At 71.0% G+C, this 26,379-nt stretch carries 26 protein-coding genes and 1 pseudogene; 11 read left to right on the top strand and 16 right to left on the bottom strand.

Features of this window, described 5'->3' with window-relative positions:
• Positions 1 to 149: 149 nt before the first annotated feature.
• The 3 genes from ACGFZW_RS29335 to ilvA all read right to left on the bottom strand — a co-directional run bounded on the left by ACGFZW_RS29335 (position 150) and on the right by ilvA (position 3,875).
• Complete coding sequence (locus tag ACGFZW_RS29335) at positions 150 to 1,010, bottom strand: ABC transporter permease (RefSeq protein WP_393896408.1); 861 nt, start codon at positions 1,008 to 1,010, stop codon at positions 150 to 152.
• A gap of 5 nt (positions 1,011 to 1,015) precedes the next feature.
• Positions 1,016 to 2,143 carry an ATP-binding cassette domain-containing protein gene (locus ACGFZW_RS29330; protein ID WP_393896267.1) on the bottom strand — a complete coding sequence of 376 codons (1,128 nt, stop codon included), beginning with the start codon at positions 2,141 to 2,143 and terminating at the stop codon, positions 1,016 to 1,018.
• Positions 2,144 to 2,558: 415 nt separating this feature from the next.
• Positions 2,559 to 3,875: a threonine ammonia-lyase gene (ilvA, locus tag ACGFZW_RS29325; RefSeq protein ID WP_393896266.1), complete on the bottom strand. Its 1,317-nt coding sequence runs from the start codon at positions 3,873 to 3,875 to the stop codon at positions 2,559 to 2,561.
• Positions 3,876 to 4,168: 293 nt separating this feature from the next.
• Here ilvA and ACGFZW_RS29320 point away from each other — a divergent pair, with 293 nt between their 5' ends.
• The 3 genes from ACGFZW_RS29320 (at position 4,169) to ACGFZW_RS29310 (ending at position 5,701) form a co-directional block, all read left to right on the top strand.
• Positions 4,169 to 4,669, top strand: a complete 501-nt coding sequence (locus ACGFZW_RS29320) for a MarR family winged helix-turn-helix transcriptional regulator (protein ID WP_393896265.1) — start codon at positions 4,169 to 4,171, stop codon at positions 4,667 to 4,669.
• 238 nt (positions 4,670 to 4,907) lie between these two features.
• Positions 4,908 to 5,456 carry a sigma factor-like helix-turn-helix DNA-binding protein gene (locus ACGFZW_RS29315; protein ID WP_393896407.1) on the top strand — a complete coding sequence of 183 codons (549 nt, stop codon included), beginning with the start codon at positions 4,908 to 4,910 and terminating at the stop codon, positions 5,454 to 5,456.
• Positions 5,453 to 5,701: a hypothetical protein gene (locus ACGFZW_RS29310; protein WP_393896264.1), complete on the top strand. Its 249-nt coding sequence runs from the start codon at positions 5,453 to 5,455 to the stop codon at positions 5,699 to 5,701. The genes ACGFZW_RS29315 and ACGFZW_RS29310 overlap by 4 nt, the downstream gene beginning before the upstream one ends.
• 118 nt (positions 5,702 to 5,819) lie before the next feature.
• On the opposite strand, the gene ACGFZW_RS29305 is transcribed toward ACGFZW_RS29310, so the two are convergent.
• Positions 5,820 to 6,980, bottom strand: a complete 1,161-nt coding sequence (locus ACGFZW_RS29305) for a cystathionine gamma-synthase (RefSeq protein ID WP_393896263.1) — start codon at positions 6,978 to 6,980, stop codon at positions 5,820 to 5,822.
• A gap of 143 nt (positions 6,981 to 7,123) precedes the next feature.
• On the opposite strand from ACGFZW_RS29305, the gene ACGFZW_RS29300 reads away from it, so the two are divergent.
• From ACGFZW_RS29300 to ACGFZW_RS29290, 3 genes are all read left to right on the top strand, one after another.
• Positions 7,124 to 8,284 (top strand): hypothetical protein, encoded by a 1,161-nt coding sequence (locus ACGFZW_RS29300; protein WP_393896262.1) that lies wholly within the window; start codon positions 7,124 to 7,126, stop codon positions 8,282 to 8,284.
• 102 nt (positions 8,285 to 8,386) lie between these two features.
• A complete protein-coding gene (gene msrA / locus ACGFZW_RS29295) occupies positions 8,387 to 9,052 on the top strand; it encodes a peptide-methionine (S)-S-oxide reductase MsrA (protein WP_393896261.1) in 666 nt (221 codons plus the stop codon).
• A complete protein-coding gene (locus tag ACGFZW_RS29290) occupies positions 9,045 to 9,383 on the top strand; it encodes a hypothetical protein (protein ID WP_393896260.1) in 339 nt (112 codons plus the stop codon). The genes msrA and ACGFZW_RS29290 overlap by 8 nt, the downstream gene beginning before the upstream one ends.
• 137 nt (positions 9,384 to 9,520) lie before the next feature.
• On the opposite strand, the gene ACGFZW_RS29285 is transcribed toward ACGFZW_RS29290, so the two are convergent.
• From ACGFZW_RS29285 to ACGFZW_RS29275, 3 genes and pseudogenes are all read right to left on the bottom strand, one after another.
• Positions 9,521 to 9,991, bottom strand: coding sequence for an NUDIX domain-containing protein (locus ACGFZW_RS29285; RefSeq protein ID WP_393896406.1), 471 nt, complete (start codon positions 9,989 to 9,991; stop codon positions 9,521 to 9,523).
• 3 nt (positions 9,992 to 9,994) lie between these two features.
• Positions 9,995 to 10,294, bottom strand: a pseudogene (locus ACGFZW_RS29280) (XRE family transcriptional regulator); the annotation flags it as partial.
• Positions 10,295 to 10,299: 5 nt separating this feature from the next.
• Positions 10,300 to 11,262 carry a hypothetical protein gene (locus ACGFZW_RS29275; protein WP_393896259.1) on the bottom strand — a complete coding sequence of 321 codons (963 nt, stop codon included), beginning with the start codon at positions 11,260 to 11,262 and terminating at the stop codon, positions 10,300 to 10,302.
• 218 nt (positions 11,263 to 11,480) lie between these two features.
• On the opposite strand from ACGFZW_RS29275, the gene ACGFZW_RS29270 reads away from it, so the two are divergent.
• Positions 11,481 to 12,164, top strand: a complete 684-nt coding sequence (locus ACGFZW_RS29270) for a hypothetical protein (protein ID WP_393896258.1) — start codon at positions 11,481 to 11,483, stop codon at positions 12,162 to 12,164.
• Positions 12,165 to 12,269: 105 nt separating this feature from the next.
• Entirely contained in the window at positions 12,270 to 12,545 is a 276-nt protein-coding gene (locus ACGFZW_RS29265) for a hypothetical protein (RefSeq protein WP_393896257.1), read from the top strand.
• A 63-nt stretch (positions 12,546 to 12,608) separates the two neighbouring features.
• On the opposite strand, the gene ACGFZW_RS29260 is transcribed toward ACGFZW_RS29265, so the two are convergent.
• The 4 genes from ACGFZW_RS29260 to ACGFZW_RS29245 all read right to left on the bottom strand — a co-directional run bounded on the left by ACGFZW_RS29260 (position 12,609) and on the right by ACGFZW_RS29245 (position 17,130).
• Complete coding sequence (locus tag ACGFZW_RS29260; protein WP_393896405.1) at positions 12,609 to 13,814, bottom strand: DUF2786 domain-containing protein; 1,206 nt, start codon at positions 13,812 to 13,814, stop codon at positions 12,609 to 12,611.
• Positions 13,815 to 13,985: 171 nt separating this feature from the next.
• Positions 13,986 to 15,071 (bottom strand): GNAT family N-acetyltransferase, encoded by a 1,086-nt coding sequence (locus tag ACGFZW_RS29255; RefSeq protein WP_393896256.1) that lies wholly within the window; start codon positions 15,069 to 15,071, stop codon positions 13,986 to 13,988.
• Between the two features lie 118 nt (positions 15,072 to 15,189).
• Positions 15,190 to 16,464 carry an Ig-like domain-containing protein gene (locus ACGFZW_RS29250; protein ID WP_393896255.1) on the bottom strand — a complete coding sequence of 425 codons (1,275 nt, stop codon included), beginning with the start codon at positions 16,462 to 16,464 and terminating at the stop codon, positions 15,190 to 15,192.
• Between the two features lie 327 nt (positions 16,465 to 16,791).
• Positions 16,792 to 17,130, bottom strand: coding sequence for a hypothetical protein (locus ACGFZW_RS29245; protein WP_393896254.1), 339 nt, complete (start codon positions 17,128 to 17,130; stop codon positions 16,792 to 16,794).
• A gap of 108 nt (positions 17,131 to 17,238) precedes the next feature.
• On the opposite strand from ACGFZW_RS29245, the gene ACGFZW_RS29240 reads away from it, so the two are divergent.
• Entirely contained in the window at positions 17,239 to 17,610 is a 372-nt protein-coding gene (locus ACGFZW_RS29240; protein WP_393896253.1) for a hypothetical protein, read from the top strand.
• A 171-nt stretch (positions 17,611 to 17,781) separates the two neighbouring features.
• Here ACGFZW_RS29240 and hutH read toward each other — a convergent pair whose 3' ends face one another.
• From hutH to ACGFZW_RS29215, 5 genes are all read right to left on the bottom strand, one after another.
• Positions 17,782 to 19,326, bottom strand: coding sequence for a histidine ammonia-lyase (gene hutH, locus ACGFZW_RS29235; protein WP_393896252.1), 1,545 nt, complete (start codon positions 19,324 to 19,326; stop codon positions 17,782 to 17,784).
• 188 nt (positions 19,327 to 19,514) lie between these two features.
• On the bottom strand, positions 19,515 to 20,603 hold the full coding sequence (locus ACGFZW_RS29230; protein WP_393896404.1) for a diguanylate cyclase domain-containing protein: 1,089 nt from the start codon (positions 20,601 to 20,603) through the stop codon (positions 19,515 to 19,517).
• 299 nt (positions 20,604 to 20,902) lie between these two features.
• The gene (locus ACGFZW_RS29225) at positions 20,903 to 21,691 is read right to left on the bottom strand and encodes an enoyl-CoA hydratase/isomerase family protein (protein ID WP_393896251.1); all 789 of its coding nucleotides are present in this window, start codon (positions 21,689 to 21,691) and stop codon (positions 20,903 to 20,905) included.
• A gap of 82 nt (positions 21,692 to 21,773) precedes the next feature.
• Positions 21,774 to 22,943, bottom strand: coding sequence for an adenylate/guanylate cyclase domain-containing protein (locus tag ACGFZW_RS29220; RefSeq protein ID WP_393896250.1), 1,170 nt, complete (start codon positions 22,941 to 22,943; stop codon positions 21,774 to 21,776).
• A gap of 328 nt (positions 22,944 to 23,271) precedes the next feature.
• Entirely contained in the window at positions 23,272 to 24,219 is a 948-nt protein-coding gene (locus tag ACGFZW_RS29215; RefSeq protein ID WP_393896249.1) for a biotin--[acetyl-CoA-carboxylase] ligase, read from the bottom strand.
• 131 nt (positions 24,220 to 24,350) lie between these two features.
• On the opposite strand from ACGFZW_RS29215, the gene ACGFZW_RS29210 reads away from it, so the two are divergent.
• Together ACGFZW_RS29210 and ACGFZW_RS29205 are read left to right on the top strand one after the other, a co-directional pair.
• The gene (locus ACGFZW_RS29210) at positions 24,351 to 25,940 is read left to right on the top strand and encodes an acyl-CoA carboxylase subunit beta (RefSeq protein ID WP_393896248.1); all 1,590 of its coding nucleotides are present in this window, start codon (positions 24,351 to 24,353) and stop codon (positions 25,938 to 25,940) included.
• A 33-nt stretch (positions 25,941 to 25,973) separates the two neighbouring features.
• Positions 25,974 to 26,180 carry an acyl-CoA carboxylase subunit epsilon gene (locus tag ACGFZW_RS29205; protein ID WP_393896247.1) on the top strand — a complete coding sequence of 69 codons (207 nt, stop codon included), beginning with the start codon at positions 25,974 to 25,976 and terminating at the stop codon, positions 26,178 to 26,180.
• Positions 26,181 to 26,379 lie beyond the last annotated feature (199 nt).

Raw genomic sequence — 26,379 nt, 5'->3', positions numbered from 1 at the left:
GCGGGGGGCGCCCCCCCCCCCCCCCCCCCCCCCCCCCCACCCCCCGCCCCCCCCCCCCCCCCCGCGCCCCCCCCGGCCCCCCCCCCCCCCCCCCCCCCCCCCCCCCCCCCCCCCCCCCCGCTTCGCTGCGTGCGGTGCGGCTTCGGGCGTCAGGCCGTCGCCGACCGGTACTTGCGGACCGCCAGTGACCGGAAGACCACGATGATCACGATGGACCAGATCACCGAGGCGATGATCGGGTGCTCCATCGGCCAGGCACCGGTGACCGACTTCGGCACCCCCGCGATGGTGTTGCCGAACAGCTCCCGGGCCGCGGCCACGGTCGCGCTGAACGGGTTCCACTCCGCGACGTGCTGGAGGAACGCCGGCATGCCGTTGACGGGTACGAACGCGTTGGAGATGAAGGTCAGCGGGAACAGCCAGATCAGCCCGCCGGACGTGGCCGCCTCCGGCGTCCGCACCGTGAGGCCGATCAGCGCGCCGATCCAGGAGAAGGCGTAGCCGAGCAGGAGCAGCAGCGCGAAGCCAGCCAGCACCTCCGCGATGTTCTCGTGGGTGCGCCAGCCGATGAGCAGCGCCACGACCGCCAGGACCACCAGCGTCAGCGCGGTCTGCACCAGATCGGCGAGGGTGCGGCCGGTGAGCACCGCGCCGCGGGACATCGGCAGCGACCTGAACCGGTCGATCAGACCTTTGTGCATGTCGTCCGCGATCCCCGCGCCGGCGCCCGCGGTGGCGAAGGTGACGGTCTGCGCGAAGATGCCGGCCATCAGGAACTCGCGGTACGCCTGTGCGTCGCCCACCGGGGCGCCGGGGATGTTGATGGAGCCGCCGAAGACGTACGTGAACAGCACCACGAACATGATCGGCTGGATCAGCCCGAAGATCACCACTTCGGGGATGCGCACCATCCGGATGAGATTCCGCTTGGCGACCACCAGCGAGTCGCGTACGGAGCGGCCGATGCTGCCGCGTGGCTGCGGCGCCCGCAGGGAGCCGGCTTCGGACACCGTCGTCACTTCGCGTCCTCCTTGGTTGCCGGCCCGCTCGCCGCGGCCTGGTCGGCCGGACCGGGCTCCTCGGCGTCACTCTTGCCCTTGCGCTTCCGGCCCGCCGCGCTCGCGCCGCTCCGGCCGTCCGCGCCGTCCGTGACGCCGGCGCCACCTGTGCCGTCCGCGCCGTTCTCGCCGTTCTCCTCCACGGCCTCGGCCGCATGCCCGGTCAGGGAGATGAACACGTCGTCGAGGGTCGGGCGGCGCAGCCCGATGTCGTCGATCTCCACACCCCGGGTGTCCAGTTCGCGGATGACCTCGGCGAGCAGCTTGGCGCCACCGGTCACCGGGACGGTCAGCTTGCGGGTGTGCGGCTCGACCGTGCTCTCCCCCTTGCCGAAGCCGCGCAGGACCTCGTCGGCGATGGCGAGGTGTTCCGGTGCGTGCACCACGACCTCGACGCGTTCGCCGCCGGTGCGCGCCTTGAGCTGGTCCGAGGTGCCCCGGGCGATGACCTTGCCGTGGTCGACGACGCAGATGTCGTGCGCGAGACGGTCGGCCTCCTCCAGGTACTGCGTGGTGAGCAGCAGGGTCGTGCCGCCGGCGACGAGTTCCTGGATGACGTCCCACAACTGCTGGCGGTTTCGCGGGTCCAGGCCGGTGGTCGGCTCGTCCATGAACATCACGGGCGGGCTGACGACCAGCGCGGCGGCGAGGTCGAGTCGGCGGCGCATACCGCCCGAGTAGGTCTTGGCGGTGCGCTCCGCGGCGTCGGCGAGGTGGAAGCGCTCCAGCAGTTCGCCGGCCCGCCGCTTCGCGTCGCGTGCGCTCATCTGGTAGAGCTGACCGACCATCATCAGGTTCTCGCGGCCGGTCAAGTATTCGTCCACGGCGGCGAATTGACCGGAGAGCCCGATGGAGCGGCGCACCCGGTCGGGGTGCGCGAGGACGTCGATCCCCGCGACCTGGGCGGTGCCGCGGTCGGGCTTGAGCAGGGTCGTCAGCACGCGTACGGCAGTGGTCTTGCCGGCACCGTTGGGGCCGAGCATTCCGAGGACGGTTCCTTCGGGAACGTCGAGATCGACGCCGTCCAGTGCCCTGACTTCACCGAAGGTCTTCACCAGACCTTCGGCATAAATGGCACCTGGCATGTGGGTACTCCCATGGCTTGGGTCAGTTCCAGGTCGAATATTACGTTTGGCAACCAAAGACCGCCTTGCGGCATTTGTCCACCTCGGGACGCCATGTCGCGGCGGCGACCCGGAAGCGCGATGGTAGTGCAACGCGATACATCGCGAGTAGTGGTTTTCGCGATACACGTGTCAAGGATTCCCCGGGGCGGCCGAGCGGCCCGGCGCTCGGACGCCCCGGGACGCCGACGGACAGCGGGCACGAGCTGCGACAGCCCAAGTGAAAGGCGCCGCGGAGCTCCCACGGCGCCTCAACCTCGCCTCGCCCCCAGGCATCGCCATCGCGGCGTACGCCCATCAGCACATACGTACGACGGCCCCTGCTACGCCCTCGGCGGGTGTCGCACGAGCCCTCGCCCCATGGCCCACACGCACCTCACCCGGTGACGAAGTACCCCGCCTCCAGCAGCGCCGTACTCACCTCGCGGCAGTGGTCAGGCCCCTTCGTCTCCAGGTGCAACTCCACTTCCACCTCGGTCAGACCGAGCCGCGGATCGGTCCGCACATGGCCCACATCGAGCACATTGGCATCCACGACGGACAGCACGCCGAGCAGCGTCGCCAGCGCCCCCGGCCGGTCGGTCAGCCGCAACCGCAGCGACAGGTAGCGGCCCGCAGCCGCCATGCCGTGCCGCAGGATGCGCTGCATCAGCAGCGGATCGACATTGCCCCCGGACAGCACCGCGACCACCGGCCCCTCGAAGGACCCCGGATCGGAGAGCAGCGCCGCCACCGAACTCGCCCCGGCCGGCTCCACCACCAGCTTCGCCCGCTCCAGGCAGAGCAGCAGCGCGCTGGAGAGCTCGTCCTCGGAGACGGTACGGATCTCGTCCACCAGCTCGTCGACGATCCCGAACGGCACATCGCCGGGCCGCCCGACCTTGATGCCGTCCGCCATCGTCGACAGCCCCTCGACCGCCACCGGGCGCCCGGCCGCGAGCGACGGCGGATAGCAGGCCGCCCCCGCTGCCTGCACCCCGACGACCTTCACGTCGGGCCGCAGGGTCTTGACCGCCAATGCGACACCCGCGGCAAGCCCACCGCCCCCGACCCCTACGACGATCGTGCGTACCTCCGGACACTGTTCGAGGATCTCCAGACCGACGGTGCCCTGGCCCGCGATGATGTCGCGGTGGTCGAAGGGGTGGATGAAGACCGCACCGGTCTCCCGGGCGTACTCCTGGGCGGCCGCCAGCGTCTCGTCCACCACCTGGCCCTGCAGCCGCACCTCGGCGCCGTACTCACGCGTCGCGGCGACCTTCGGCAGCGGGGCGCCGACCGGCATGAAGACGGTCGAGCGCACGCCCAGCAGGGACGCGGCGAGTGCCACCCCCTGCGCGTGGTTGCCGGCGCTCGCCGCGACGACGCCGGCCGCCCGCTCCTGCGTGGAGAGCCCGGCGATGCGTACGTAGGCGCCGCGGATCTTGAAGGACCCGGTGCGCTGGAGGTTCTCGCACTTGAGGTGTACCGGCGCGCCGACCAGCCCGGACAGGTAGCGGCTGCCTTCCATGGCGGTGGCCCGGGAGACGCCGGAGAGCATCTTGTGCGCCTCGCGGACGTCCTCGACCGTGATCGCGGCGGCCGCCCCGTCAGCCGTCACCCCACCGGCGACCGGCCCGTCGGCCGGTGCGGCGTCGGCGGGTCGCGGGGAGTCGGAGGGCTCGTGCGGTGTGCGCGGCGTGTGATCGGCCATGCCGTCAGTCTCGCAGTTCGCCCCGATCTCGGCCTTTCCGACCGGATGGCGGACCTCTCGGCAGGACGCCGGGGCGAAACCCCCTCGGACCTGCGGCGGAGCGGGAAGCGGAGCAAGGGCGGGAAGGGGCCGGGCCGATGGAACGGACGGTTCCGCCATCCCGGGCGAATACGGTGGCGGTCTCGGGCGCCTCACGGTGCGTTATCGGATTCGACAGCGTCGGTACGGTCCGCGCCGGGTCCGCGTACTCTGTCCTCCAATCCGTACGCATCCCATGAAGCGAGCTCCCGGCCATGCCCACCTCTTCGGACATGACGACCCACACCGACCCCGCTCTTCTCGACGCGCTGCAGCATCAAGTCGCCGTCTTCGCCCGCCGCGCAGAACAGAGCCGGCTCGGCGGCGTCGGCCAGGCGCGCAATTCCATGGACCGCGCCGCCTACCTGCTGCTCAACCGCCTGGACCAGGAAGGCCCGATGGGCGTCAAGGCCCTGGCCGCGGGCATGGGCATCGACTCCTCGACGGTCACCCGGCAGGTCGCCCCGCTGGTCGACTCCGGGCTGGTCAGCCGTGCCACGCACCCCGAGGACGGCCGGGCCGTGGTGCTCCAGCTGTCCGACCGCGGCCGCTCCCGCCTCGAAGAGGTGCGTGCCTCGCGGCGCGCGCTGATGGCGCTGGTGACGGAGGAATGGAGCGAGGAGGAACGCGACGCGTTCTGCACCCTCCTGACCCGCTTCAACTCCTCCCTCGCCACGATCACCACGTCCCTGACACCGGCAGGCCCGAACTCCTGACTACGGGGAGACGGGGGTGAAAGCCTCCGGTTCAAGCTCCGGTCCCCCGGTCGCCTCAGCCGCCCCGGCCCCTCGGTTGCCGGGCGCTCCGGCTCGTCCACAAGCCACGCCACAGCCCCCGCCCCTCCCCCGGACGTCCCCCTCCCCCCGTCCTCCCCTTCCTGTCGCGCCCCTTGACCGGGTGGCCGCGCTGCCGTGCTATTGGAGCCAGGGGCGGTCCGTGAGCCGGGGAGGCGCGGTGCGAGAGCGGCAGTTGGCTCAGGAGCGCCGCCGCGCCCGGGAGTTCGAGTCGTTCGTGGCGGGCGCGGCGGGCCGGCTGCTGCACGTCGCCACGCTGCTGACCGGAGAGCCGGATTCTGGTCCGACGCCGGCCGCCGAGGAGTTGCTCATCTGCGCGCTGTCACGGACCTACGCCGACTGGGACCCGCTGCGCTGCGAGGACCCGTACGAGCGCGCCCGCCGGGAATTGGCCGCCCACTTCGCCCGCACCGCATGGCGGCACCGCAGACCTCGCGGCGGTCTGCTGGACCGGCTGCCACCGCGGGAGCGGCTGGTCCTTGTGCTGCGCCTCTTCGAAGACGTGCCCGAGGAGCAGACCGCGGCCCAACTCGGTCTGCCCGCCGAGCGGGTGCACAGCCTCTGTCTGCACGCCGTCGCCGAAATGCGCAGCCGCCGCCCGGAGAGGACTCCGACGGTCGACACCACTACGGCCGCCGGGCCCGGTACCCACCCCACAACCCCCTCGACAACCGCCTCGACCGGCCCCGCACGATCCACGGCCCCATGAGCCTGCCGGACCGCAAGGAGACCGAGGTCCGGCGGATGCTGGCAGGGCCGCATCCGCTCGTGCCGCCCGACCTGGCCGGGCGAGCCCTCACCCGCGGCGGTCGGCTGCTGGCGCACCGCAAGCTGCTGCGCCGCGCCTGCTTGCTGCTCGGGCTCCTCGCCCTGACACTCGTGCTGCTCTGGGCCGTCGACCAGCCATGGCTGCCGCCGCCCACCCACATCACGCCGCCCGCGGAGGGATGGTGAACCGGGCCCCGGGGCGGGTGGATCCAGCCCCGGCGCCACGGGGGAACCGAGGCCGACCCCTACCCACGAGAGGGGCAACCGAGGCCGGCCGGGGCTCCGGACACAGTGGGAGGGCGAGTCAGCCCAGCGCCTTCGTGAGGTCGGCCAGCAGGTCCTCCACGGACTCGATGCCCACGGAGAGGCGCACCAGGTCGGCGGGGACCTCCAGCGGGGAACCTGCCGTCGAGGCGTGCGTCATCCGCCCCGGGTGCTCGATGAGCGACTCGACGCCGCCCAGCGACTCACCGAGGGTGAACAGCCGCGCCCGGTTGCAGACCTCCACGGCCGCCTGCTCGCCGCCCTCGACCTGGAACGACACCATGCCGCCGAACGAACGCATCTGCTTGGCGGCGATCTCGTGCCCCGGGTGCTCGGTGAGTCCGGGGTAGTAGACGCGCGTCACCTTGGAGTGCGAGGTCAGCAGCTCGGCGACGCGGGCGGCGTTGGCGCTGTGCCGGTCCATGCGGACGGCCAGCGTCTTGAGGCCGCGCGAGACCAGCCAGGAGTCGAACGGCCCGGCGATCGCACCCATCGCGTTCTGGTGGTAGGCGAGTTCGTCGCCGAGGGTGTCGTCGTTGACGACCAGGGCACCGCCGACCACGTCGGAGTGGCCGCCCATGTACTTGGTCGTGGAGTAGACCACCACGTCCGCGCCGAGGGCGAGCGGCTGCTGGAGGTAGGGGCTCGCGAAGGTGTTGTCGACGACGAGGCGCGCGCCGGCGTCCCGGGCCACCGCGGCCAGCGCGGTGATGTCGCTGATGCCGAGCAGCGGGTTGCTGGGCGTCTCCACCCAGATCGCCTTCGTACGGGGCCGGAGCGCCGCGCGGACGGCCGCCGGGTCGGAGGTGTCGGCCACCGACCACTCCACGCCCCAGCGCTCGACGACCTTCGCGAACAGACGGAACGTTCCGCCGTAGGCGTCATTGGGGATGACGACGTGGTCACCCGGGGTCAGCAGGGTCCGCAGCAGGCAGTCCTCCGCGGCGAGGCCGGAGGCGAAGGCGAGACCCCGCCGGCCGCCGTCCAGGGCGGCGAGGTTCTCCTCCAGAGCGGTACGAGTGGGATTGGCGCTGCGGCTGTACTCGTATCCGCCGCGCAGCCCGCCGACACCGTCCTGCTTGTAAGTGGACACCTGGTAGATGGGCGGCACCACCGCGCCGGTGGCCTTGTCGGGCTCCTGGCCGGCGTGGATGGCGAGCGTTTCGAAGTGTTGGTGGCGCTCGTCGCGCTGATTGCTCATGCCTGCCGAGGGTAGTCGGCCGCACAGCCGAACTTTCCGGAACTTTCTGGTTCGCTGGATAGTGGATACATACGGGGGAACCGCACACCGGTTCCCGCCACCTCCGACCACGCTCACCACCCCCTCCGACCGGGACACACCACATGGACGCTCTGCTCGTTCTCTTCGCCGCCCTCGCGATCGGCGGTGTCGTCTTCCTCCCCTGGATGCGACGCCGACGGGCCGTCCAGCACGTCCGGCAGGGCATGGTGGTGGCCTCCGACCCGATGGCGGCCTACGGCTTCGTGCCGCTCGACGAGCTGGACGTACGCCTGCCGGGACCCGACCAGGAGCTCGACGACGCTTTGGCCGAAATGCGCCGTACGCACGACTGGCGCCCCGCGGCGGAGCTGCTGAAGTCCACCGGCGACGACTGGGAGCGCCGCTGGCAGCGGGTCCAGACGCTCGCCGGCGCGGCCGCGTTCGAGCTCGCCCAGGAGGCGGCGGAACAGCAGCAGGGCGGCGCCGGGGCGGCTGCCGCGGGCGGCCGCGTCGGGGGCATCTGGCTGCGGACCTGGCGCTCGGAGGCCCCCAAGGACCCCGGCGGCGCCCAGACGCACGCGCAGTTCCTCGTCGTCCAGGCGCTGCGGGACCCCGGCTCCCAGGACTTCCGCATGATCCTTGAGGAGGCCCGTACGGTCTGCCGGGAAGCGGCGCTGCTCGCGCCCGGCAGCCCGATCCCGTACATCACGGAGCTGGCCGTCGCCCGGGGCCTGGGTGACCGCCGTGCCGACTACGAAGAGCTGTGGTCCAAGGTCGTCCAGCGGGCACCGCAGCACATGGGCGCGCATCTCGCCGCCCTCCCCTACTGGTCGGAGAAGTGGCACGGCTCCCGCAAGGAGGCCGACGCCTTCACCGAGCGGGCGGCCGCGGGGGCCCCGGCCGGGAGCCTGCTGCCGGCGCTGCCGCTCTTCGCGGTCTACGACCACCTCCCCGAGGCCAACATGGTCCGCAGCCTCTATCAGAGCGCGGTGGTCGAGCGCGCCATGGAAGGCGCCCACTTCGCTCTGCGCGAGGCCCCCGCCGACCACCCGATGACGCCCCACGTGCGCCACCTGCTCGTCTGGTTCCTGGTCCGCGCCGAGCGCTACCCCGAGGCAATGGAACAGCTCCGCATGGTCGACGGCCACGTCGGCGCCGTCCCGTGGTCCTACGGCCGCAGCCCCGCCGCGGAGTACGCCGCCTACCGCGCCCTGGCCATCGCCGGCTGGGAGCAGCTGGGCGGCACCTCAGCGGACTTCCCACCCCCCGGCCACACGCCCTAGGTCTAAAACTGACGGACGGGGCGCAGCCGGAATGTCGCACCCGGGCGCCGGCGTTGCCCAGGTAGCCCGGCTTCCCTCTCGTCCTCCTGGAGCTTGATCCTGATGCTGTTCTCCCGCTTCAAGACCCACCTCCCCACCCCCGAGGAGGCGCTCAAGGGCCGCCCGGAACGGGACTTCGCCGTTCCCGACCGGCACACCGTCCTCGGCAATGCGCTGCTCGGCCCGTATCCGGAGGGCCTGGAGACCGCCGACTTCGGCCTGGGCTGCTTCTGGGGCGCGGAGCGGAAGTTCTGGCAGACCGAGGGCGTCTGGACGACCCTCGTCGGCTACCAGGGCGGCCACACCCCGAACCCCTCATACGAAGAGGTCTGCAGCGGCCACACCGGCCACACCGAGGCCGTCCGTGTCGTGTTCGACCCGGCCGTGGTCCCGTACACCGCACTGCTGAAGCTCTTCTGGGAGTCGCACGACCCGACCCAGGGCTTCCGCCAGGGCAACGACGTCGGCACCCAGTACCGCTCGGCGATCTACACCCACTCCCCCGCCCAGCAGCAGGCCGCCGAAGCCTCCCGCGACGCCTACCGCACCGTCCTGCACTCCTCCGGCTACGCCGACATCACCACCGAAATCCTCCCCGCCACCCCCCGCCCCTTCTACCCGGCCGAGGGCTACCACCAGCAATACCTCGACAAGAACCCGGCGGGGTACTGCGGGATCGGGGGGACGGGGGTCAGCTGCCCGGTGGGCGTGGCGCCGGCCGGTGACTGAACGTGCCACGTCGCCCACCGGCCTGCTGCACGCTGCGGCAGTTCGGTGGGTGGACACCAGCGAATACCCCTCGGTTGTCGAGGTCGTCTTCGTCGATGCCGAGGGCGTGCGGCACTCGATCATCGACAAGACTCCTCTGTTCTGGGACGAGGACGAGGAGCCTGAGCCGAACACAGAGCTTCCCATCGCGGTCCGTCTGGATGCGATGCTTGTCGAGTCGGGCCTACCTGGCAACCGAGTCCGTGTGGCCGTTGATCACCGATCTGTCAACGACGACGGGCACGCGGAGTTCACGGTCTTCGCCCATCAGGTCACCGCGAAAACCTCCTGAGCGGCACCCAGAGGGCGGGCGCCTCTGGCCAGGACGGGGGTCAAGCCAGGTGACCCGTTCGAGACGAACTGGGGAGCATCTTGCCCGACGGGTCCCACACCGGCTCCGACGGACGACTGATCCCGTTACGGGCCGCGTCATCCCAGGTAAGGGCGATCCCGATGCTCCAGGAAATGCCGAATACGGAGCTGCTGCGTGTGGTGCATCGGGAGCCCGCCGATGTCGTCGGGGTGGACGAAGCGCAGCTCCGTCGACTCATCCGAAATGGCAAGCTGCCCGCCGACGACTCGTGCCGTGAAGCAGAGATTGAACTGCCGCCGTACCTCCCCGTCCGTGTAGGCGATCACGTGACGGGGATCGGTGTACGTGCCCACCAGCCCCGTGATCTCCACATCCAGCCCGGTCTCCTCCTTGACCTCCCGGACCGCGGTGCCGGGAAGGGAGTCGGTCATCTCCATGCCGCCGCCGGGCAACGCCCAGAGGTCGTTGTCCCGGCGCCGCTGGAGCAGGATGCGGCCCTCGTAGTCCGTCACCACGGCTGAAGCGGCAACGACGAGGCTGCTGGGCTTGGGGGCGTCGGGATCGTCGTAGTACTCGGTACGCGACAGGGTTCACTCCTCGGATACCGGCTTCGCCGTCGTCCAAACCGCGTCAAAGCTCTGGGCGTAGGTGCCGAAGATGCCACCATCTCCGTTGCGGCGAACGTGCCATACCGGTGCTCCATAGGCGTTCACTCCCCAGACCTGGGCATTGGCCAGGAGCTGATCGTCCGCCCGGTAGATGGAGTTGTACAGCGTGGTTCCGTGGGTCCGGATCTCGATTTCGGGTACCCCGAGCAGCGGGCGGTAGTGCATGAGGGCGAGCCGGCATCGCGATTCGATGCCGTGGCCGAACCGTTCCTCTGGCCGTCTGCTGATCAGAACTTGGCGAACCGGGAATCAAGGCAGTCCTGGCACATGTCGGCTTCCTCAAACGCGATATGCGCTGCCTGTCCGCAGTACTCGCAGAGACCGTCGATCTGGCAGCCGTACTGGAAGCACACCCAGCTCTCCCGATCCGGGGCGGACGCCACCGCGGTTCGGATCGCCGCCCCTCCGCACTCAGCGCAGTCGTAGACCATTTGGGAGTCGCGGCCTTTGGCAACGAGATAGGGATCCGTGCCTGTGTACTCCCACGCCGCCTCGCTCGAAGCACCGTAGCTACGACCGCACAGCGCGCACGTGATCGTGTCGCTTCCGTCAACAATGACGGTGAAGCGTGCGCACGAGAGGCACGCGAGAGTGGTCTCCTCCTGATCCTTCAGCTGTTCGCGAAGGGGGGCGAGACGCAACGCCACCAGCTCCTTGATCGGGCCCAAGCCCGCGCGCACGCGCTCCATCGACCTGTCGACGTCCAGCCAGTCGGCGCCGTCGTCATTGGGGAGCAGATCGGCCGTGACGAACCTCAGGAGATTGTCCAGGACCGGGATGGCAAGAGCTTCTACGGCCGTGTGGCTCTCGGAAACCCCGAGGTGCTGGAATCGATTGCGCATCTTCGCAAGCGCCCTGTAAATGCGTTTGGGGCCGATCTCAGTTTCAGGGTCGCACTGCTTTTTGACCCGCTTGATAGCCTCCTCCCAACCGACGCTCGCAAAATCGCCGGCCTGGTGTCTGGCCTCGTCGTAGTCGTCGGGGAATACCCACACCCATTTGTTCTCTTCGAGCGCAAGTCGTGCCTTGAGCAGCGTCTCAACGGCCGCCTGAAGGTGCAGGACTCCATACTTGACGTCGCGTGCGGATGGCTCACCCTTCTTTGGCCCAAGAAGTTCCACAGTGCTCTCGAGGTAGTCCAACCCGTTGAGAATCGGCGGGAAGTGGATTCGCTTACTCTCGTTGCTCATCGCTGCTCCTCGATGATCAGGGCGCCTTCCGGTCCCAGCCTTGTGGCAGCTGATGAACCAGCATGCGTGGCATGAGTACCAACCTGTAGACATGCGAGAACTGGCCATGGTTGCAAAGCGGGTTCGAGCACCCCGCTCCCTCCCCCGCCCCCGTCGCAGCCTTCGTGCCTTGCTCAAACGGGTAGTTGCGCGTACAGCTGACAGGCCATGCTTGGGGCATGGCGGATCAAGCTGCCCTCTACGGGCTGGTGGGGGCGATCGGTGGGGCGGCTTTGGGGGCGGGGGCCGCAGTGGTCGGGCCGATGTTGCTGCACCGGCAGCAAGCGAGCGAGCGCCGTCGGCAAGAGGCTCGGCTGGAACAGCGGGAACTGGGCCAGGTGCAGCTGGAGTCGGAACGCGGGGAGCGACGCAGCCGTGAGGGGCTGGCCCAACGGCTGATCAATCTGAGGGCGACCACGAGGAGCTATCAAGAGCTGCTGCAAGAAACGCTTCTCACCTTGCAATCGGGGCGCGATGTCGACCTCGGAGCATTCGAGAGCGATCTGGCCGCCGCGCACTCGGCGCTGAACTCCGCGTTCGACGAGGCCCTCCTGGACGGAATCTGGTTCGCCCACGCAGCGTCCGCCCGTTTCCTCCTGGCCCGGGGAAGCATGCTCGACGCCCTCGGCAGGTGCACGCCGGTGAGCGACAGAGTTGATGTCACCACCCTGGGGCACACCTTGAGTCACGCTGCCTACATCGTGGCGGAGTGCGTCAAGAGCGGTGTCCCGCTCGGCGCGGAGCGGAGCGCCGAAGCAGAGCAGGAACTTGTTCAAGTCGAGGCCGCGCGGGGCGAATTGGCCGCGTACATCAAGGGGAGGCTCGATGCCCGAAACGTCGAATTCACTGACCGGAACGAGTGATAACTGGTGAGGGGACAGTCTTTGGGGGAAGGCGAGGCGCTCTCTTCGGGGGCGGTGGAGGTTCTCCTGGTTCTTCTGGAGGGGGCTGATCCTGTCCGTGCCGCATTGCGCGCGCAGATTCCGCACGCGCGGGTCGTCAAGCGCTGCGGGTGTGGCTGTGCCACGGTCGACCTGGCTGTCGATCGGGGCGCGGTTGCGGCGGCCCCGCCGCACGAGAGTCCCGTCGTCTCGGGTACCGCCCACACCGTCCCGAACGCGGCCGGTGTCCTGGTCTTCACCGACGGCGGGTATCTGTCCGGGCTGGAGATCTACTCGGTGGCCGACGAGCCGATCTCCGAGTGGCCGGAGGCGCGGCTGCTCAGCGTCGATGAGGAAGGGTGAAGGGTGAGGTCGGCGGGTCGTTGACGCGGTGAGGGCCGGTCAGGAAGCGCGCCACCCCGTCGATCAGCCGTTGCCGTCGCTCAGGCGGGCCCGGTCAGCGGCCGCCGTGCCCTGGTGCCAGCCGTCCGCGTCGCGTATGCCGCGCAGCCGGACCGGGGCGGTGTCGGGGAAGAGGGCGCCGGTGGTCTCCTCGACGGCCAGTTCGCGGGCGGCGAGGACCGGGAGGAGATCGGGTGCGGTGGTGGCCGACTCGGCGGTGGCGGCTGCCGTGGCCGCGGCGGTGGCCGCCGAAAGGCGCTCGCGGATGCGGTCGGCGTAGGCGACGAGGAAGGTCTGACGGAAGTCGCGGGTACGGCGGGAGCGCCCGCGGGCGTGGTGGTCGTCGCCCGCGCGGTTCATCGCGGCGGTGGCCTGGAGCAGCAGCGAGGTGTAGAGCAGTTCGGCCGCCTCCAGGTCGGGTGGGAAGCCGACCACGGTGGAGAATCCGACGTCGGCGGCCCAGACGGCCTGGCAGCGGTTGGCGGCGGCGACGGCGTCCAGCAACAGGGCCTTGGCCTGTTCGTACGGGCCCTCGATGCCGATACGGACCGCGGAAGGACCGGCGGCCGCGCCCCCGGGGGAGGCCGCGCTGTCGAGGAGGGCCTCGTCGATGCTGTGTCGGGCCATCAGCTCCTGGGCCTTGGCGGACAGCGCCTCGGCCTCCTCCGCGAAGGTGGTCGCCTCCGCCTTGGCGAGCAGCCCGCGGATCCGTCCGAGGGCACGCGACGCCGCCGTGCCACCACCGTCCCTGACCTGCGCCGGGGCCGGGGCCGGCAGCGGGGTGATCCGGGGCAGCCTGGCCAGGAGGCGGAGCGCCGCCAGGACGTCGTACGCGGTCTCGAAGCGGGATTTCTTGCGACGGCGGGCCAGTGCGTCGAGGTAGCCGCGGTCGGAACCCCACCAGACGTCTGCGCCGAGCCGGCTCAGCTGGTCGCGTCGACGGGCGCCGCGCGAGGGCCCGGCGGGCGCGCGGGCCGCCTCGGCCGCGATGGCGTCCACGACGAGCGCCACGAGCGTCACATCGGACGCCTCGCGCCGCACGATGCGCTCCAGGTCGGCGGGCTCCCAGCCGCCCGCCCAGCACTGCGCCACGCCCGCCACGGCGGCCGACACCACCGCGGCGCTCACCGCCTCCCAGCCGGCCGGGGCCGCGGCCAGCATCGAGGCGCCGGCCTCGATGGCGTCCTCGGCGGGCTCGCCGTCGGGCGCGTAGCGGACACTGCCGAGCACGTCGGCGACCAGTTCCTCGGCCGCCGTCGGCTGCCCGCCCCGGCCCTTCTTCCCGCGCTCCGTCACGCGTTCACTCTACGGAGGCGGGGGCGGCCGCCGAGAGGAGACCCATCAGGGCCCCGAGCCCCGCGCAGCGAACGGCCCCCCGGCCCGCTCGGCCACCCGCCCGCCTCAAAACCGGGCTTGATAGATCCCCACGCCGCCCTCCGGCCGGTAGCCGAGTGCGGCGTTGACCGACCGCATCGGCCGGTTGTCGTCCGCGACGGTCGTCATGATCTCCCGTACGCCGGGGCACTGCCCGCTGAGGTACTCCAGCATCCGGAGCTTGACCGCCCGCCCCAGGCCGCGCCCGCGATGGCCAGGGATGACAACGGTGTCGTACTGCAGCGCACGAACGGACCGCGGCGTGGGCAGGACGAGTTCGGTGTACCCGGCGACGGCGCCGTCCGCCTCGGCGACGGCCGCGACGGTCAGCATCACGCCGCCGCGGTCGAGAACGACCCGCGCCGCGGCCCGCACCCTTTCGGCGTCCCACGGATCGTGCTGCTCGTCCAGATCACCGGTCGGCGCATCCTGCATGGCATCGTGCGCGCGGGCGTGCGCGACGGCGTGGGCGTCGGGGACCACGCCGCTCCACACCACAAAGTGATAGCCGTCGGGGGCCGTCACGGACTCCCCCTCCGACAACTCCCGCACCCCCGACATCTCCCGCTCCCCCGGCACCTCCTGCACGTACGCCATCAGCGGCAGGGCGCACTCCGCCCCCTGCGCGACGGCGAACTTCTCGCCCGCGCCGCCCCGTTGGACCCCTGAGCTCACCGATGTCCGGCCCTCCGCCGCGAGGACCTCGCGCACTTCGGCCCACAGCGCCCGGCCCACCCCGCGGCCGCGGTGGGCGGGGTGGACCGTCAGGGCGTCGAGGAAGGCGTTGCCGGCGTTCTCCGCCGTGTCGAAGAGGCGGAGGAGGGCGACTCCCGCGTAATCCCCGCCATCACCGGGGGCCGGCAGGGCGAAGGCGACGGTGCGGCTGCACGGGGAGGGAGCCCGCAGCCGGCCGGCCTCGGCGGCACGTTCGGGGGCGGGAGTGCTCGGCCGGTCCTGCCGGTGGGCGGCCGCGAGCACCTCATGCCAGGCGTCGATGTCCATCTCCGCCACGGGTATGGGGCCGACGAGAGCGCCGCGGCCCCCACGACCATCGAGGTCACCACGGTCGCCGCGGCGCGCGCCGGCCGCTTCATCTCCGGGAAGCTTCTCCATGCGGCGCACCGTACGCAGCGCCGACGCCCGGTGCGCCGCATTTATCGGCATCACCGGGCGTCGGTCACTGTGCGTCACAGTTCTCGGCTCTTACCGGCCAATCAGCCGGGCAAGTCGGTCAGTTGGTGCCCTGCGACTGCACGGCGCTGCCGGCGACCCACTGCGACCAGTCCATGTTCCAGCCGTTGAGCCCATTGTCGGGCTTGACGGTCTTGTCCGGGGAGTTGACGACGTTGACGACGTCACCGAGCTGCGAGTGGTCGAAGAACCACGCGCCGTCCGTGGTGGGGTCGTCCGCACCCTTGACGTCCTCCATGCCGATGCAGCCGTGGCTGGTGTTGGCCTTGCCGAAGATGCCCTTGCCCCAGTAGTTGCCGTGGATGAAGGTGCCGGACGCCGACAGGCGCATGGCGTGCGGGACGTCGGGGATGTCGTACTCGCCCTTGCCGTCCTTCTTCTTGAAGCCGACCGTGGAGCCGTCCATACGGGTCTGCTTGAACATCTCCGAGATGACCATCTGGCCGTTGTAGGTCGGGTTCTCCTCGCCGCCGGCCGATATCGGGATGGTCTTGACGGTCTTGCCGTCGCGGACCACGGTCATCTCGTGCGCCTTGGTGTCGACGGTGCTGACCTGCGAGTGGCCGACGTCGAAGCTCACGGTCTTGTTCTGGATGCCCTTGACGCCGGGCGACGCCTCGACGTCGTCCAGGCCGAGCTTCATGGTGACCTTGGAGTTCGCCTTCCAATACTCCTGGGGGCGGAAGTCCAGACGGGTGTCGTCGAACCAGTGGCCGACGACCTTCTGGTTGCTGCTCGACGCGACCTTGATCGCGGACTCGACTTCCTTCTTGTTCTTCACCGGCTTGTCGAAGTTCAGCGACACCGGCATGCCGACGCCGACGGTCGAGCCGTCCTCCGGGGTGAAGTTTCCGATGAAGCTGTTGGCCGAGGAGACCGTGGTGAAGCTGGAGTTCTCCACCGCCTTGCGCTTCTTGGAGTCCACCGCGTGCGCGGTGACCTTGTACTTCGTCGCGCGGGACAGCGGGGCGTCGGGCTTCCAGGAGGAACCGTCGGCGGACAGGGTGCCCTCGACGGTCTTGTCGGATTCGACGGCGGTCATGGTGACGTCGGTGAGCTTTCCGCCACTGGCGGTCACCTTGGCGTCACCGTTGATGCCGGCATTGGCCGTGCCGTCCTCCGGCGAGATCTTGATCTTGGCCTTCGAGGCGTCCTTCGCGGCCGCCGCGTCCACCTGCTGAGACGTGTCGTGCCGGGCTTCGCCGCCACCGGTCCCCCCGCTGCCCCCACCGTCGCCGCACGCCGAGAGCGTGATGGCGCCCCCGACCAGCACGGCAGTGGCTATGAGGCCCTTGCGGCGCTTACTGTCCGTCATTACACACATTCCCATCGTTGCGATCCTCAACTCCCCCGAGTTGACGACTGGACGCAGGCATTCCGGCCGACGTCTTATGAACGTCTTTTCCGTTTCGCCCGTTCCATGCATGCGAGAGGTGTGGGGAAGGACACCCGGCCGCGAACGCGCTCGACCCCTGCGCGGCGGGCAGCCGCACAGGGGTCGTGAACAGCGGGTTTGTCGTCCGCAGGGGGTTGCAGCGCACCACGAGGTGCGCGGAATCGGGCTCCGGGAGGACGGTCGGCTTCGGAACTTCCGGCCATCGGGGTCCCGGATGCGGGACAGCGGGCCGCCCGGGCCGGCGGGTCAGCCCCCCTCTACCGCGTCATCGGCCAGATCCCACTCCGCCGCGTCCCACTCGGCGTCCGGGTCGTAATCGGTCAGCTCCTCGCTGCTCCAGGACGCCTGCGCGAGTTCGGTGCCCGGTACGGCGTTGACCAGGTCGAACGGGTCGACGAGATGCGCCAGCGCCTCCGCGGGGTCTTCCTTGACCGTCTCCAGGGCCTGTGCGCGCTCCTCCTCCGGCAGGGCGGGATCGCCGCCGATGTGGTCCATGGCCGCGCCGGTCAGCTCGCCGGTGTCGGTGATCTCCAGGACCAGCTCGACATGAAGCCGTACAAAACGTGATGCCTCACCATTGCTCATACCACGGAGCGTAAGCATGTCCGGGTCCCGACTTCCCCGCGACCCGCGGCGGTCACTAACATCGGCGATCACCGGCCAATTCGCCGAACCCACAAGGGGGATCGCTCCGTGACCGCACGTCGACCACTGCTGACCGCCGCTGCCGCGGGATCGGTGCTGTTCGCCCTGTGGTTCGTACCGTCGGCGAACGCCATCGTGGGCGAGGACGGAGTGACGCATTCCCGCCTGCGGGCGGCGCAGCAGCCGGCGGCGTCCGAGGGCGCGGATCGTGCCGGTGCCGCCGCACAGCAGGCCGGCAGCCGGGCCGCGGCCGCCCGGTCGGCCACCGCCGACGCAGCCGTCGACACCGCACCCCAGCATTTCCTTGCCGACACCGGCAGCCCGGACACCACGCCCTATGTGATCGGCGGCGTCGCCTGCCTCGCCCTCGGCGCCGGCCTGGTCAGCTACTCCGTCCAGCGCGCCCGCGGCGTCGCCTGAGCGAACGGGCCCGACACCGTCCGCGCACGGACGGCAGCGGAGATCGGCAGCGGCGGGCGGCGCGCCGTGGAACGCCGGCAGCGTACGGCGCAGCGGCCGGAGACGCGTCGCAAACGGCCGCGGGCCGAGCGCACCGCGCCCGGCCCGTGCCCATCCAGCAGAAACGCCCCGTCAGGCCAGCTCGCCCGTGACCGACTCCACGGCCTCGACCAGCTTCCCGGCCCGCACGAACGCGTACGCACCCTCCAGGTCCGGCGCCAGGAAGCGGTCCTCACCCGGTCCCTGGATGCCGGCGGCACGGACGGCGTCCACCACCGCGCGGGTGGCGGGGGCCGGCGTCAGCCCCTCACGCATCTCGACGGCGCGCGTCGCCGCATAGAGCTCGACGGCGATGACCCGGGTCAGGTTGTCGACCGCGGTGCGCAGCTTCCGGGCGGCCGACCAGCCCATCGAGACATGGTCCTCCTGCATGGCGGAGGACGGGATGGAGTCAACCGACGCGGGCGCTGCCAGCCGCTTCAGCTCGCTGACCAGCGCCGCCTGCGTGTACTGGGCGATCATCAGGCCCGAGTCGACGCCCGGGTCGCCGGCCAGGAAGGCGGGCAGCCCGTGCGAGCGGTTCTTGTCCAGCAGGCGGTCCGTACGGCGCTCCGCGATGGAGCCGAGGTCGGCCGCGGCGATGGCGAGGAAGTCCAGGACGTAGGCGACCGGTGCGCCGTGGAAGTTGCCGTTGGACTCGACGCGGCCGTCCGGCAGCACGACCGGGTTGTCGACGGCGGCGGCCAGCTCGCGGTCGGCGACGAGCCGGGCGTGGTCGAGGGTGTCCCGGCCGGCGCCCGCGACCTGCGGGGCGCAGCGGATCGAGTAGGCGTCCTGGACGCGCGGCGCGTCGTCCTGGTGGTGGCCGGTGAAGCCCGAACCGTCCAGCACCTTGAGCATGTTGGCGGCCGAGGTGGCCTGGCCGGGGTGCGGGCGGATGGCGTGCAGCTCGGGCGCGAGGACCTTGTCCGTGCCGAGCAGCGCCTCCAGGGAGAGCGCGGCGGTGATGTCCGCGGAGGTCAAGAGCCGGGCGAGGTCGGCGCAGGCCATCACGAGCATGCCGAGCATGCCGTCGGTGCCGTTGAGGAGCGCCAGGCCCTCCTTCTCGCGCAGCACGACGGGCTCGATGCCGTGTGCGGCCAGCAGCTCACCGGCGGGCCGGACGACGCCGTCGGGGCCCTCGGCGTCACCCTCGCCCATCAGCGTCAGCGCGCAGTGCGAGAGCGGGGCGAGGTCTCCGGAACAGCCCAGCGAGCCGTATTCGTGTACCACCGGGGTAATGCCGGCGTTGAGCAGGGCGGCCATCGTCTCGACGACGAGCGGGCGGACGCCGGTCCGCCCAGAGGCCAGGGTCTTCAGGCGCAGGAACATCAGCGCGCGCACGACCTCGCGCTCCACGCGGGGGCCCATACCGGCCGCGTGCGAGCGGACGATGTTGCGCTGGAGCTGGGCGCGCAGCTCGGGGCTGATGTGCCGTACGGCCAGCGCGCCGAAGCCGGTGGAGACGCCGTACACGGGGTCCGGCTTGGCGGCGAGGTCGTCGATGAAGGCGCGGGAGGTGGCGACGGCCGCGAGGGTCTCCTCGGACAGCTCGATCCGGGCGGCGCCGCGGGCCACCGCGATGACGTCCTGCGCGGTCGTGCCGGACGTCCCGAGCACCACAGTGTGCATATCCATATTCAGGCACCCTAGAGACTGAATCGCCGGATGTCACCACCGGATTTGGGGATCACCCCTTACCCGCCCGGTGACCTGCACGGATCCCGCACCGACGGACCGATGGACCAGCAACACCTTCCGCCGAGCAGCCCTGGGGGCGCGGGCCACAGGCCCCACCGCACTCACCGCACTCCGCATCGAATGTCTCACCTCCGAAACCGTCGGCGCTCCGTGCCCTGCCGCCGCTCCGGGGTGTCCGCCAGCCGTACGACCGGGTCGTCCTCGCCGCCGTGTCGCCCGGCGATCACCGGTTCGCCCGACCGCGCCGCCTTGGCCCGGTACTGCGCGGCGTCCGCCAGCCGGAAGAGCCGGCGGGCACTGCGCACCGGGCCGATCGGGTCACCGGTCGAGGCGACGCCCACCGCGACCCCTTCACCCAGATCCAACTCCCCCGCGCGTTCGCACAGTTCACCCGCGACCTTCACCACCTCGTCGGACGGCGGGCCGACCGCGAGCAGACAGAACTCATCGCCGCCGAGCCGGGCCGCGAGGGTTCCGGGGAGCATCGCCCCACACAGCGAGAGCACCGAGCCGAAACGTTCCAGCAGACGGTCGCCGACCGCGTGACCCCGCGAGTCGTTCACCCGCTTCAGCCCGTTGAGATCGCACACCACCAAACTGACCACCGCACCGTCCCTGCGGTGCAGCTCCAGCGCCTCGTCCAGTCGCATGTCCACGGCACGCCGGTTGGCGAGGCCGGTCAACGCGTCGGTGAAGGCGAGTCGGCGCGCCTCCGCGAGCCGTTCCGTCTGCGCGATGCCGGCGGCCGTCACCGCGGCCAGCACGGTGGCGAAATCGGCGTCCGCCCGGTTGAAGACCGTCTCGCCCTCGGGCCGCGCCACGTACAGCTCACCCCAGGCCCTGCCGTGCAGCACGATCGGCGCGACCACACAGCACCCACGGCCGCGGCGGCGCAGCGCGGCCACCCGCTGGCGGTTGTGGAAGCCGTCGTCGAAGGGCCCGTTCGCGGTCTCCACCCAGGCGTTGGGCTCGCCGCCACCGGCCCACCGCTCGTGCAGAAAGTTGACGATCTCGGGGAACTCGTGCACCGGATACGACTCGTTGTCCGGGAACTCCCGCTCATCATCGGCGAGTTCACCGACATTGACCAGCACCCGCAGCTTGCCCCGCTCGCGCTCCCACTTCGAGATCGCCGCGAAGGAACCCCCCAGGGCCAGCCGCACCCCCTGAGCCGCGGCGTGCGCCGATTCGCGCGGAGTATGCGCGGCCGCCATCGCCTGCGCCAGCTCCACCACGGCCCGCAGCCTCGCATCGCCCGCACCCTCGCCCGCCACCGGACCCTCACATTCCGTCACCGTGAGCACACCCTGTACTACAGCGTAGGAATGTTTAACCCGATTCGCCCCTTTCCGTACGCCTCACACCTCTGCGTCATCCTTGAGACCACCGCGCCCTCACCCCGCGCCGCCTTCACCGGGCGCGCCGCGGCGTGCCCGCTCGGCCCGTACGGCAGCGGCCGGGCACCCCGCGCGGGCACCCGGTCGAGACCACCGAAGGGGCCATCCGGCCCTGCCTACTCTCCCGGCCAGTCCGGGTCCCGCTTCTCGTTGAACGCCGCGACGCCCTCCGCCCGGTCCCCGGAGAAGGCCACACTGCGCCAGGCGCCGTCCTCCAGGTCCAGCCCCGCACGCAGATCAAGCCCGTGCCCGAGTCGCATGGCGCGCTTGGCCGCCCGCAGGCCGACCGGCGAATTACGGGCGATACGGGCCGCCAGCTCCAGCGCCTCCGCGCGGTCCTGACCGTCCGCCACCACCTGGTCGACCAGGCCCAGCTCCCCGGCCTCCGCCGCCGGCACCCGCCGCGCGGTGAAGACCAGCTCGGCCGCCCGCGCAGCACCCACCCGGCGCGGCAGCAGCTGCGTGCCCCCGCCCCCGGGAATGACACCCACCGACACCTCCGGCAGGCCCACCACGGCCGTACCGTCCGCGACGATCAGATCGCAGGCCAGCGCGAGCTCGAAGCCCCCGCCCAGCGCGAAGCCGTGCACGGCCGCGATGGTCGGCATCGGCAGCTCCAGTACGCCCGTGTACGCGGCGCGGGTGTGCGGGCGCTGACGCATCAGGTCCGCATCGGTGAAGGAGTTCCGCTCCTTGAGGTCGGCGCCGACACAGAACGCCCGCTCGTGGGTGGAGCTGAGCACCACCGCCCGTACGGACCTGTCCGTGGCCAGCTCGGCACACGCCTGCGCCAGGCTGTCGGCCATCGCCGTCGAGACCGCGTTCATCGCCTTCGGACGGTCCATGACGAGTTCCGCCACGAAGCCGTGCCGGTCCACGCCGACGAATTCCCCGAACCGTTGCATACAGCCCTCCCGGTTAACGACCGTTGACCTGACTGACCGGGATCATGTCAGGTCGCGGCCCGGCTGGACCAGGACGGGTCGTTCAGCCCCTTCGGCTGAGCAGCCACGGCTCGATGACGCCGAGGCCACGCACGGGACGCTGCCACATCGGCTGCAACGCGAAGCGGTACGAAGGCGGCGGGCTGCCCGCACCCTCCCGAGCGGCCTTCTCCGCGGCCGCGGCCTCCGCCTCGGACACCGGCGCATCGCCGGTACGCCCCAGCTCCTCCGCGAACGCCTCGTCCACCAGCACCGTGTCCTTCGGCGCTATCGACGTGAGCCGGCTGGCGAGGTTCACGGTCGTGCCGAAGACATCGCCCATCCGCGTCGTGACCGTGCCGAACGCGATACCGACCCGCAGCTCGGGCATGGTCTCGTCGTTCGCCATGGTCTCGATCAGCCGCAGCCCGATCTCGGCGGCCAGGCCCGCGTCATCGGCCGCGTAGAGGACCTCGTCGCCCAGGGTCTTGATGAGCCGGCCGCCGTGCGCCGCCACCAGGTCGGAGCAGGTGGTCTCGAACGCCTCCACCAGCTCGCCCAGTTCCTCCTCCTCCAGCCGGCGGGTCAGACGGGTGAAGCCCACCAGGTCCGCGAAGCCGACGGCCAGCCGCCGGTCGACCATCTCCTCGTCGTCCTGGGCGCGCACGACCCGGCCGGTGGCCGCGGCGAGCTGCCGCCGCCAGACGTAGACGAGGAACTCCTCCAGCTCCGGGAGCAGCAGCTCGACCAGCGGATAGGTGATCTCCGTACGCGTCAGCCCGGAGTCCTGCGGCTCGGTCAGCCCCTCCAGGAAGGAGTCGATCTGCCAGTCGGCGAGACGGGCCGTGGTCTGGCCGGTGGAACGGGCGACCTGTACGGCCATCGCCTCGCTCAGCAGCCCCGCCTCGACGAGACCGGCAAGACGCCGCAGCGCCAGCACATCGGCCTCGGTGAGTGCCTTGACCTGGCCGATGTCGGCGAAGCCCATGGCACGCCAGAAGCGGGCCGCGAGATCCATCGAGACGCCGGCGCTACGGGCCGCCTGGAAGGGCGTGTAGCGGCGGTCGGCTCCGAGGATGAGTTGTTCGAGGCGGACGGCGATGTTGTTCTCGTCGTTGTCGCCGTGCTCCTCGGCCCCTGCGGGGTCGCCGGTGGTGGGTTCGGCGCCCGCGGCACCGTCACCGTCATCGGTTTCCGTATCGCGCGGGGTGGCGCCCGAGTCGTCGGCGTTCACCGGCCGCTCCCTGTCCGATCCCTGCGCACTGCCCTTCCGATCACTGCTCGCCCGAGGTCCGCTCCCTGGCGAACCGCCTCAACGATACGGCAGGTGTGCTCTGGCTCACTCTCACATGTCCGCTCTGACCACGGAAGGGGTCTTGACGCGTCGGCGCGCCGGGCCCAAGGCGGCGGGCGCGGACGTGCGGCCCACCGCGGCCAGGAAAGTCCGCGGGACGGGTGCGGCCGTTCGGTGCGCATGCCCGCCGGACGGGGCCGGGCCCGGGTCGTGGCCACGTGCCCCGCAGGACACCGCACGGCTCCGGCCCGGGCGCACGCGGACGCTCTCAGCTCGACGGTGCGCCGCGCCCGTCGCCGTCGCCGCCGTCCCCCGCCGGGCGCAGATGCACGATGTCGCCCGCCCCGACCGGCTGCTGAACGCCGTCGCCGGTCGCCAGGACCAGCCGGCCGTCTCCGTCGATGGCCACGGCCTCGCCGACGATCGCGGTGTCGCCGGGGAGTTCGGCGCGTACGGTGCGGCCCAGCGTGGCGCAGCCCGCCGCGTACGCCTCCTGGAGATGGCTGGCCACGGGGTCGCCGGCCGCCGCCTGCCACTCGCCGTACCAGTGCGCGAACGACCGCAGGACGGCCCGCAGCAGCGTGTCGCGATCGGTGTTGTGCGCCCCGGCGAGCGCGAGTGAGCCCGCGGTGGGCACCGGCAGCTCCCGCTCGTGCAGCGAGACATTGAGGCCGATGCCGACGACCACGCCCTCGCCGGCCCGCTCGGCGAGGATGCCGCCGGCCTTGCGCTCGTCACCGTCGACGGTCACCAGCAGGTCATTGGGCCATTTGAGCGCCGTGTCGACGCCGGCCTCGCGGGAGAGCGCCGCTGCGGTGGCGACGCCGGTGAGCAGCGGCAGCCAGCCCCAGCGCTCCTGCGGCACGCGGGGAGTGAGGTAGACGGAGAAGAAGAGCCCGGAGCGGGGCGGCGCCGACCAGCGGCGGTCCAGCCGGCCACGGCCCGCCGTCTGCTCCTCGGCGACGAGCACCGCCCCCTCGGCCACGCCCTCCGCGGCCCGTTCCGCGAGGTCGGTGTTGGTCGAGCCGGTGCTGGCGACGATGTCGATGCTGGTCCACGGCGTCTCGGGACGCAGGAGGGCCCGGCGCAGGGCCGTGGCGTTCAGGGGCGGGCGCTCCAGGTCGCTCCAGCGCCCGGCGTCGGCAGCTCCCGAACCGCTGTCCCCGGCCGAGGGGCGGCCATCTTTGTCCCGGTTTTCCGGTGGTTGAGGCGTCATGGGCCCAGCCTAGGTGTGGTCAACGACGCAGTGCCTCAGAGCAGTCCCGCCGATACGCTACGAGGCGGTAGCCCACCCCGTATCACTCTCCGTACGAGCACCAGTCCAGGACGAGCAGGAGCCGCATCCCGATGTCCGAGCCGGAAGCAAACATCCACACCACCGCGGGCAAATTGGCGGATCTGCAGCGGCGGATCGATGAAGCCACCCACGCCGGTTCCGCCCGTGCGGTGGAAAAGCAGCACGCAAAGGGGAAGCTGACGGCGCGTGAGCGCATCGATCTGCTTCTGGACGAGGGCTCGTTCGTCGAGCTGGACGAGTTCGCCCGGCATCGCTCGACGAACTTCGGCCTTGAGCAGAACCGGCCGTACGGCGACGGTGTGGTCACCGGCTACGGCACGGTCGACGGCCGCCCGGTCGCGGTGTTCTCCCAGGACTTCACGGTCTTCGGCGGCGCGCTCGGCGGCGTCTTCGGCGAGAAGATCGTCAAGGTGATGGACTTCGCCCTGAAGAACGGCTGCCCGGTCATCGGCATCAACGACTCCGGTGGCGCGCGCATCCAGGAGGGCGTCGTCTCGCTGGGCATGTACGGCGAGATCTTCCGCCGCAACACCCATGCCTCGGGCGTGATTCCGCAGATCTCGCTGATCGTCGGCCCGTGTGCGGGCGGCGCGGTCTACTCCCCCGCGATCACGGACTTCACCGTCATGGTCGACCAGACGTCGCACATGTTCATCACGGGCCCGGACGTCATCAAGACCGTCACCGGCGAGGACGTGGGCTTCGAGGAGCTGGGCGGCGCCCGGACGCACAACAGCACCTCGGGCGTGGCGCACCACATGGCGGGTGACGAGAAGGACGCCATCGACTACATCAAGGCGCTGCTGTCCTACCTGCCCTCGAACAACCTCTCCGAGCCGCCGGCCTTCCCCGAGGAGGCGGACCTGGAGACCTCGGACCACGACCGCGAGCTGGACGTCCTGATCCCGGACTCCGCGAACCAGCCGTACGACATGCTGAGCGCCATCGAGCATGTGCTGGACGACGGCGAGTTCCTGGAGACCCAATCGCTGTACGCGCCGAACATGATCACCGGCTACGGCCGTGTCGAGGGCCATTCGGTGGGCGTCGTCGCCAATCAGCCGATGCAGTTCGCCGGGATCCTGGACATCAAGGCGAGCGAGAAGGCCGCGCGGTTCGTGCGGACCTGCGACGCGTACAACATTCCCGTGCTGACCTTCGTGGACGTGCCCGGCTTCCTGCCCGGCACCGACCAGGAGTGGGACGGCATCATCCGGCGCGGCGCGAAGCTGATCTACGCCTACGCCGAGGCGACCGTCCCGCTGATCACGATCATCACCCGCAAGGCGTTCGGTGGCGCCTACGACGTCATGGGCTCCAAGCACCTGGGCGCGGACCTCAACCTCGCCTGGCCGACCGCGCAGATCGCGGTGATGGGCGCGCAGGGCGCGGTCAACATCCTCTACCGCCGCACGCTCGCCGAGATCGAGGACCCGGCGGAGCAGGAGTCGAGGCGCCAGGAGCTGATCCAGGAGTACGAGGACGCGCTGCTGAACCCGTACGTCGCGGCCGAGCGCGGCTACGTGGACTCGGTGATCATGCCGTCCGAGACCCGCAGGCACGTCGTACGGGGGCTGCGCACGCTGCGCAACAAGCGGGAGTCGCTGCCGCCGAAGAAGCACGGCAACATCCCGCTCTGATCCGGCAGCATCCAGCCGAGGAGGCCGATTCCGATGTTCAAGGTCGTACGGGGCAACCCGACCCCTGAGGAGCTGGCCGCCGCACTCGCGGTGGTCCAGGCCCGCGCGGCGGCCGCCGCCGCCGTCGAGCCGGGCAGCGCCGCGGGCAACGAGTGGTCCGATCCGGCGTCGGCGATTCCGGCCCGCCGGCTGCCGCACCCGGGGCCGCGCGCGTGGCGCACGAGTTTTTGGCCGCGCTGAGCAGCCGGTGACTCCCGGCCGCGGCGGCCGGGAGTCACCGCCCCCGGGACAGATCGGTGCACAGTGCACTGACTAGTTCTTTTGCGTCGTGACGCCTGAGTACGCGTACTCACGGGGCACAGCCCGTACCCGCGCCCGATGGACCTCCTGCAGTTGTGAGTAACCCCCCCCCTCCCCCCCCCGGGGCAGGGCGAGGGGC

Source organism: Streptomyces sp. NPDC048248 (assembly GCF_043201875.1).
Taxonomy (GTDB): domain Bacteria; phylum Actinomycetota; class Actinomycetes; order Streptomycetales; family Streptomycetaceae; genus Streptomyces.
This window is presented reverse-complemented; position numbering and strand designations above follow the sequence as displayed.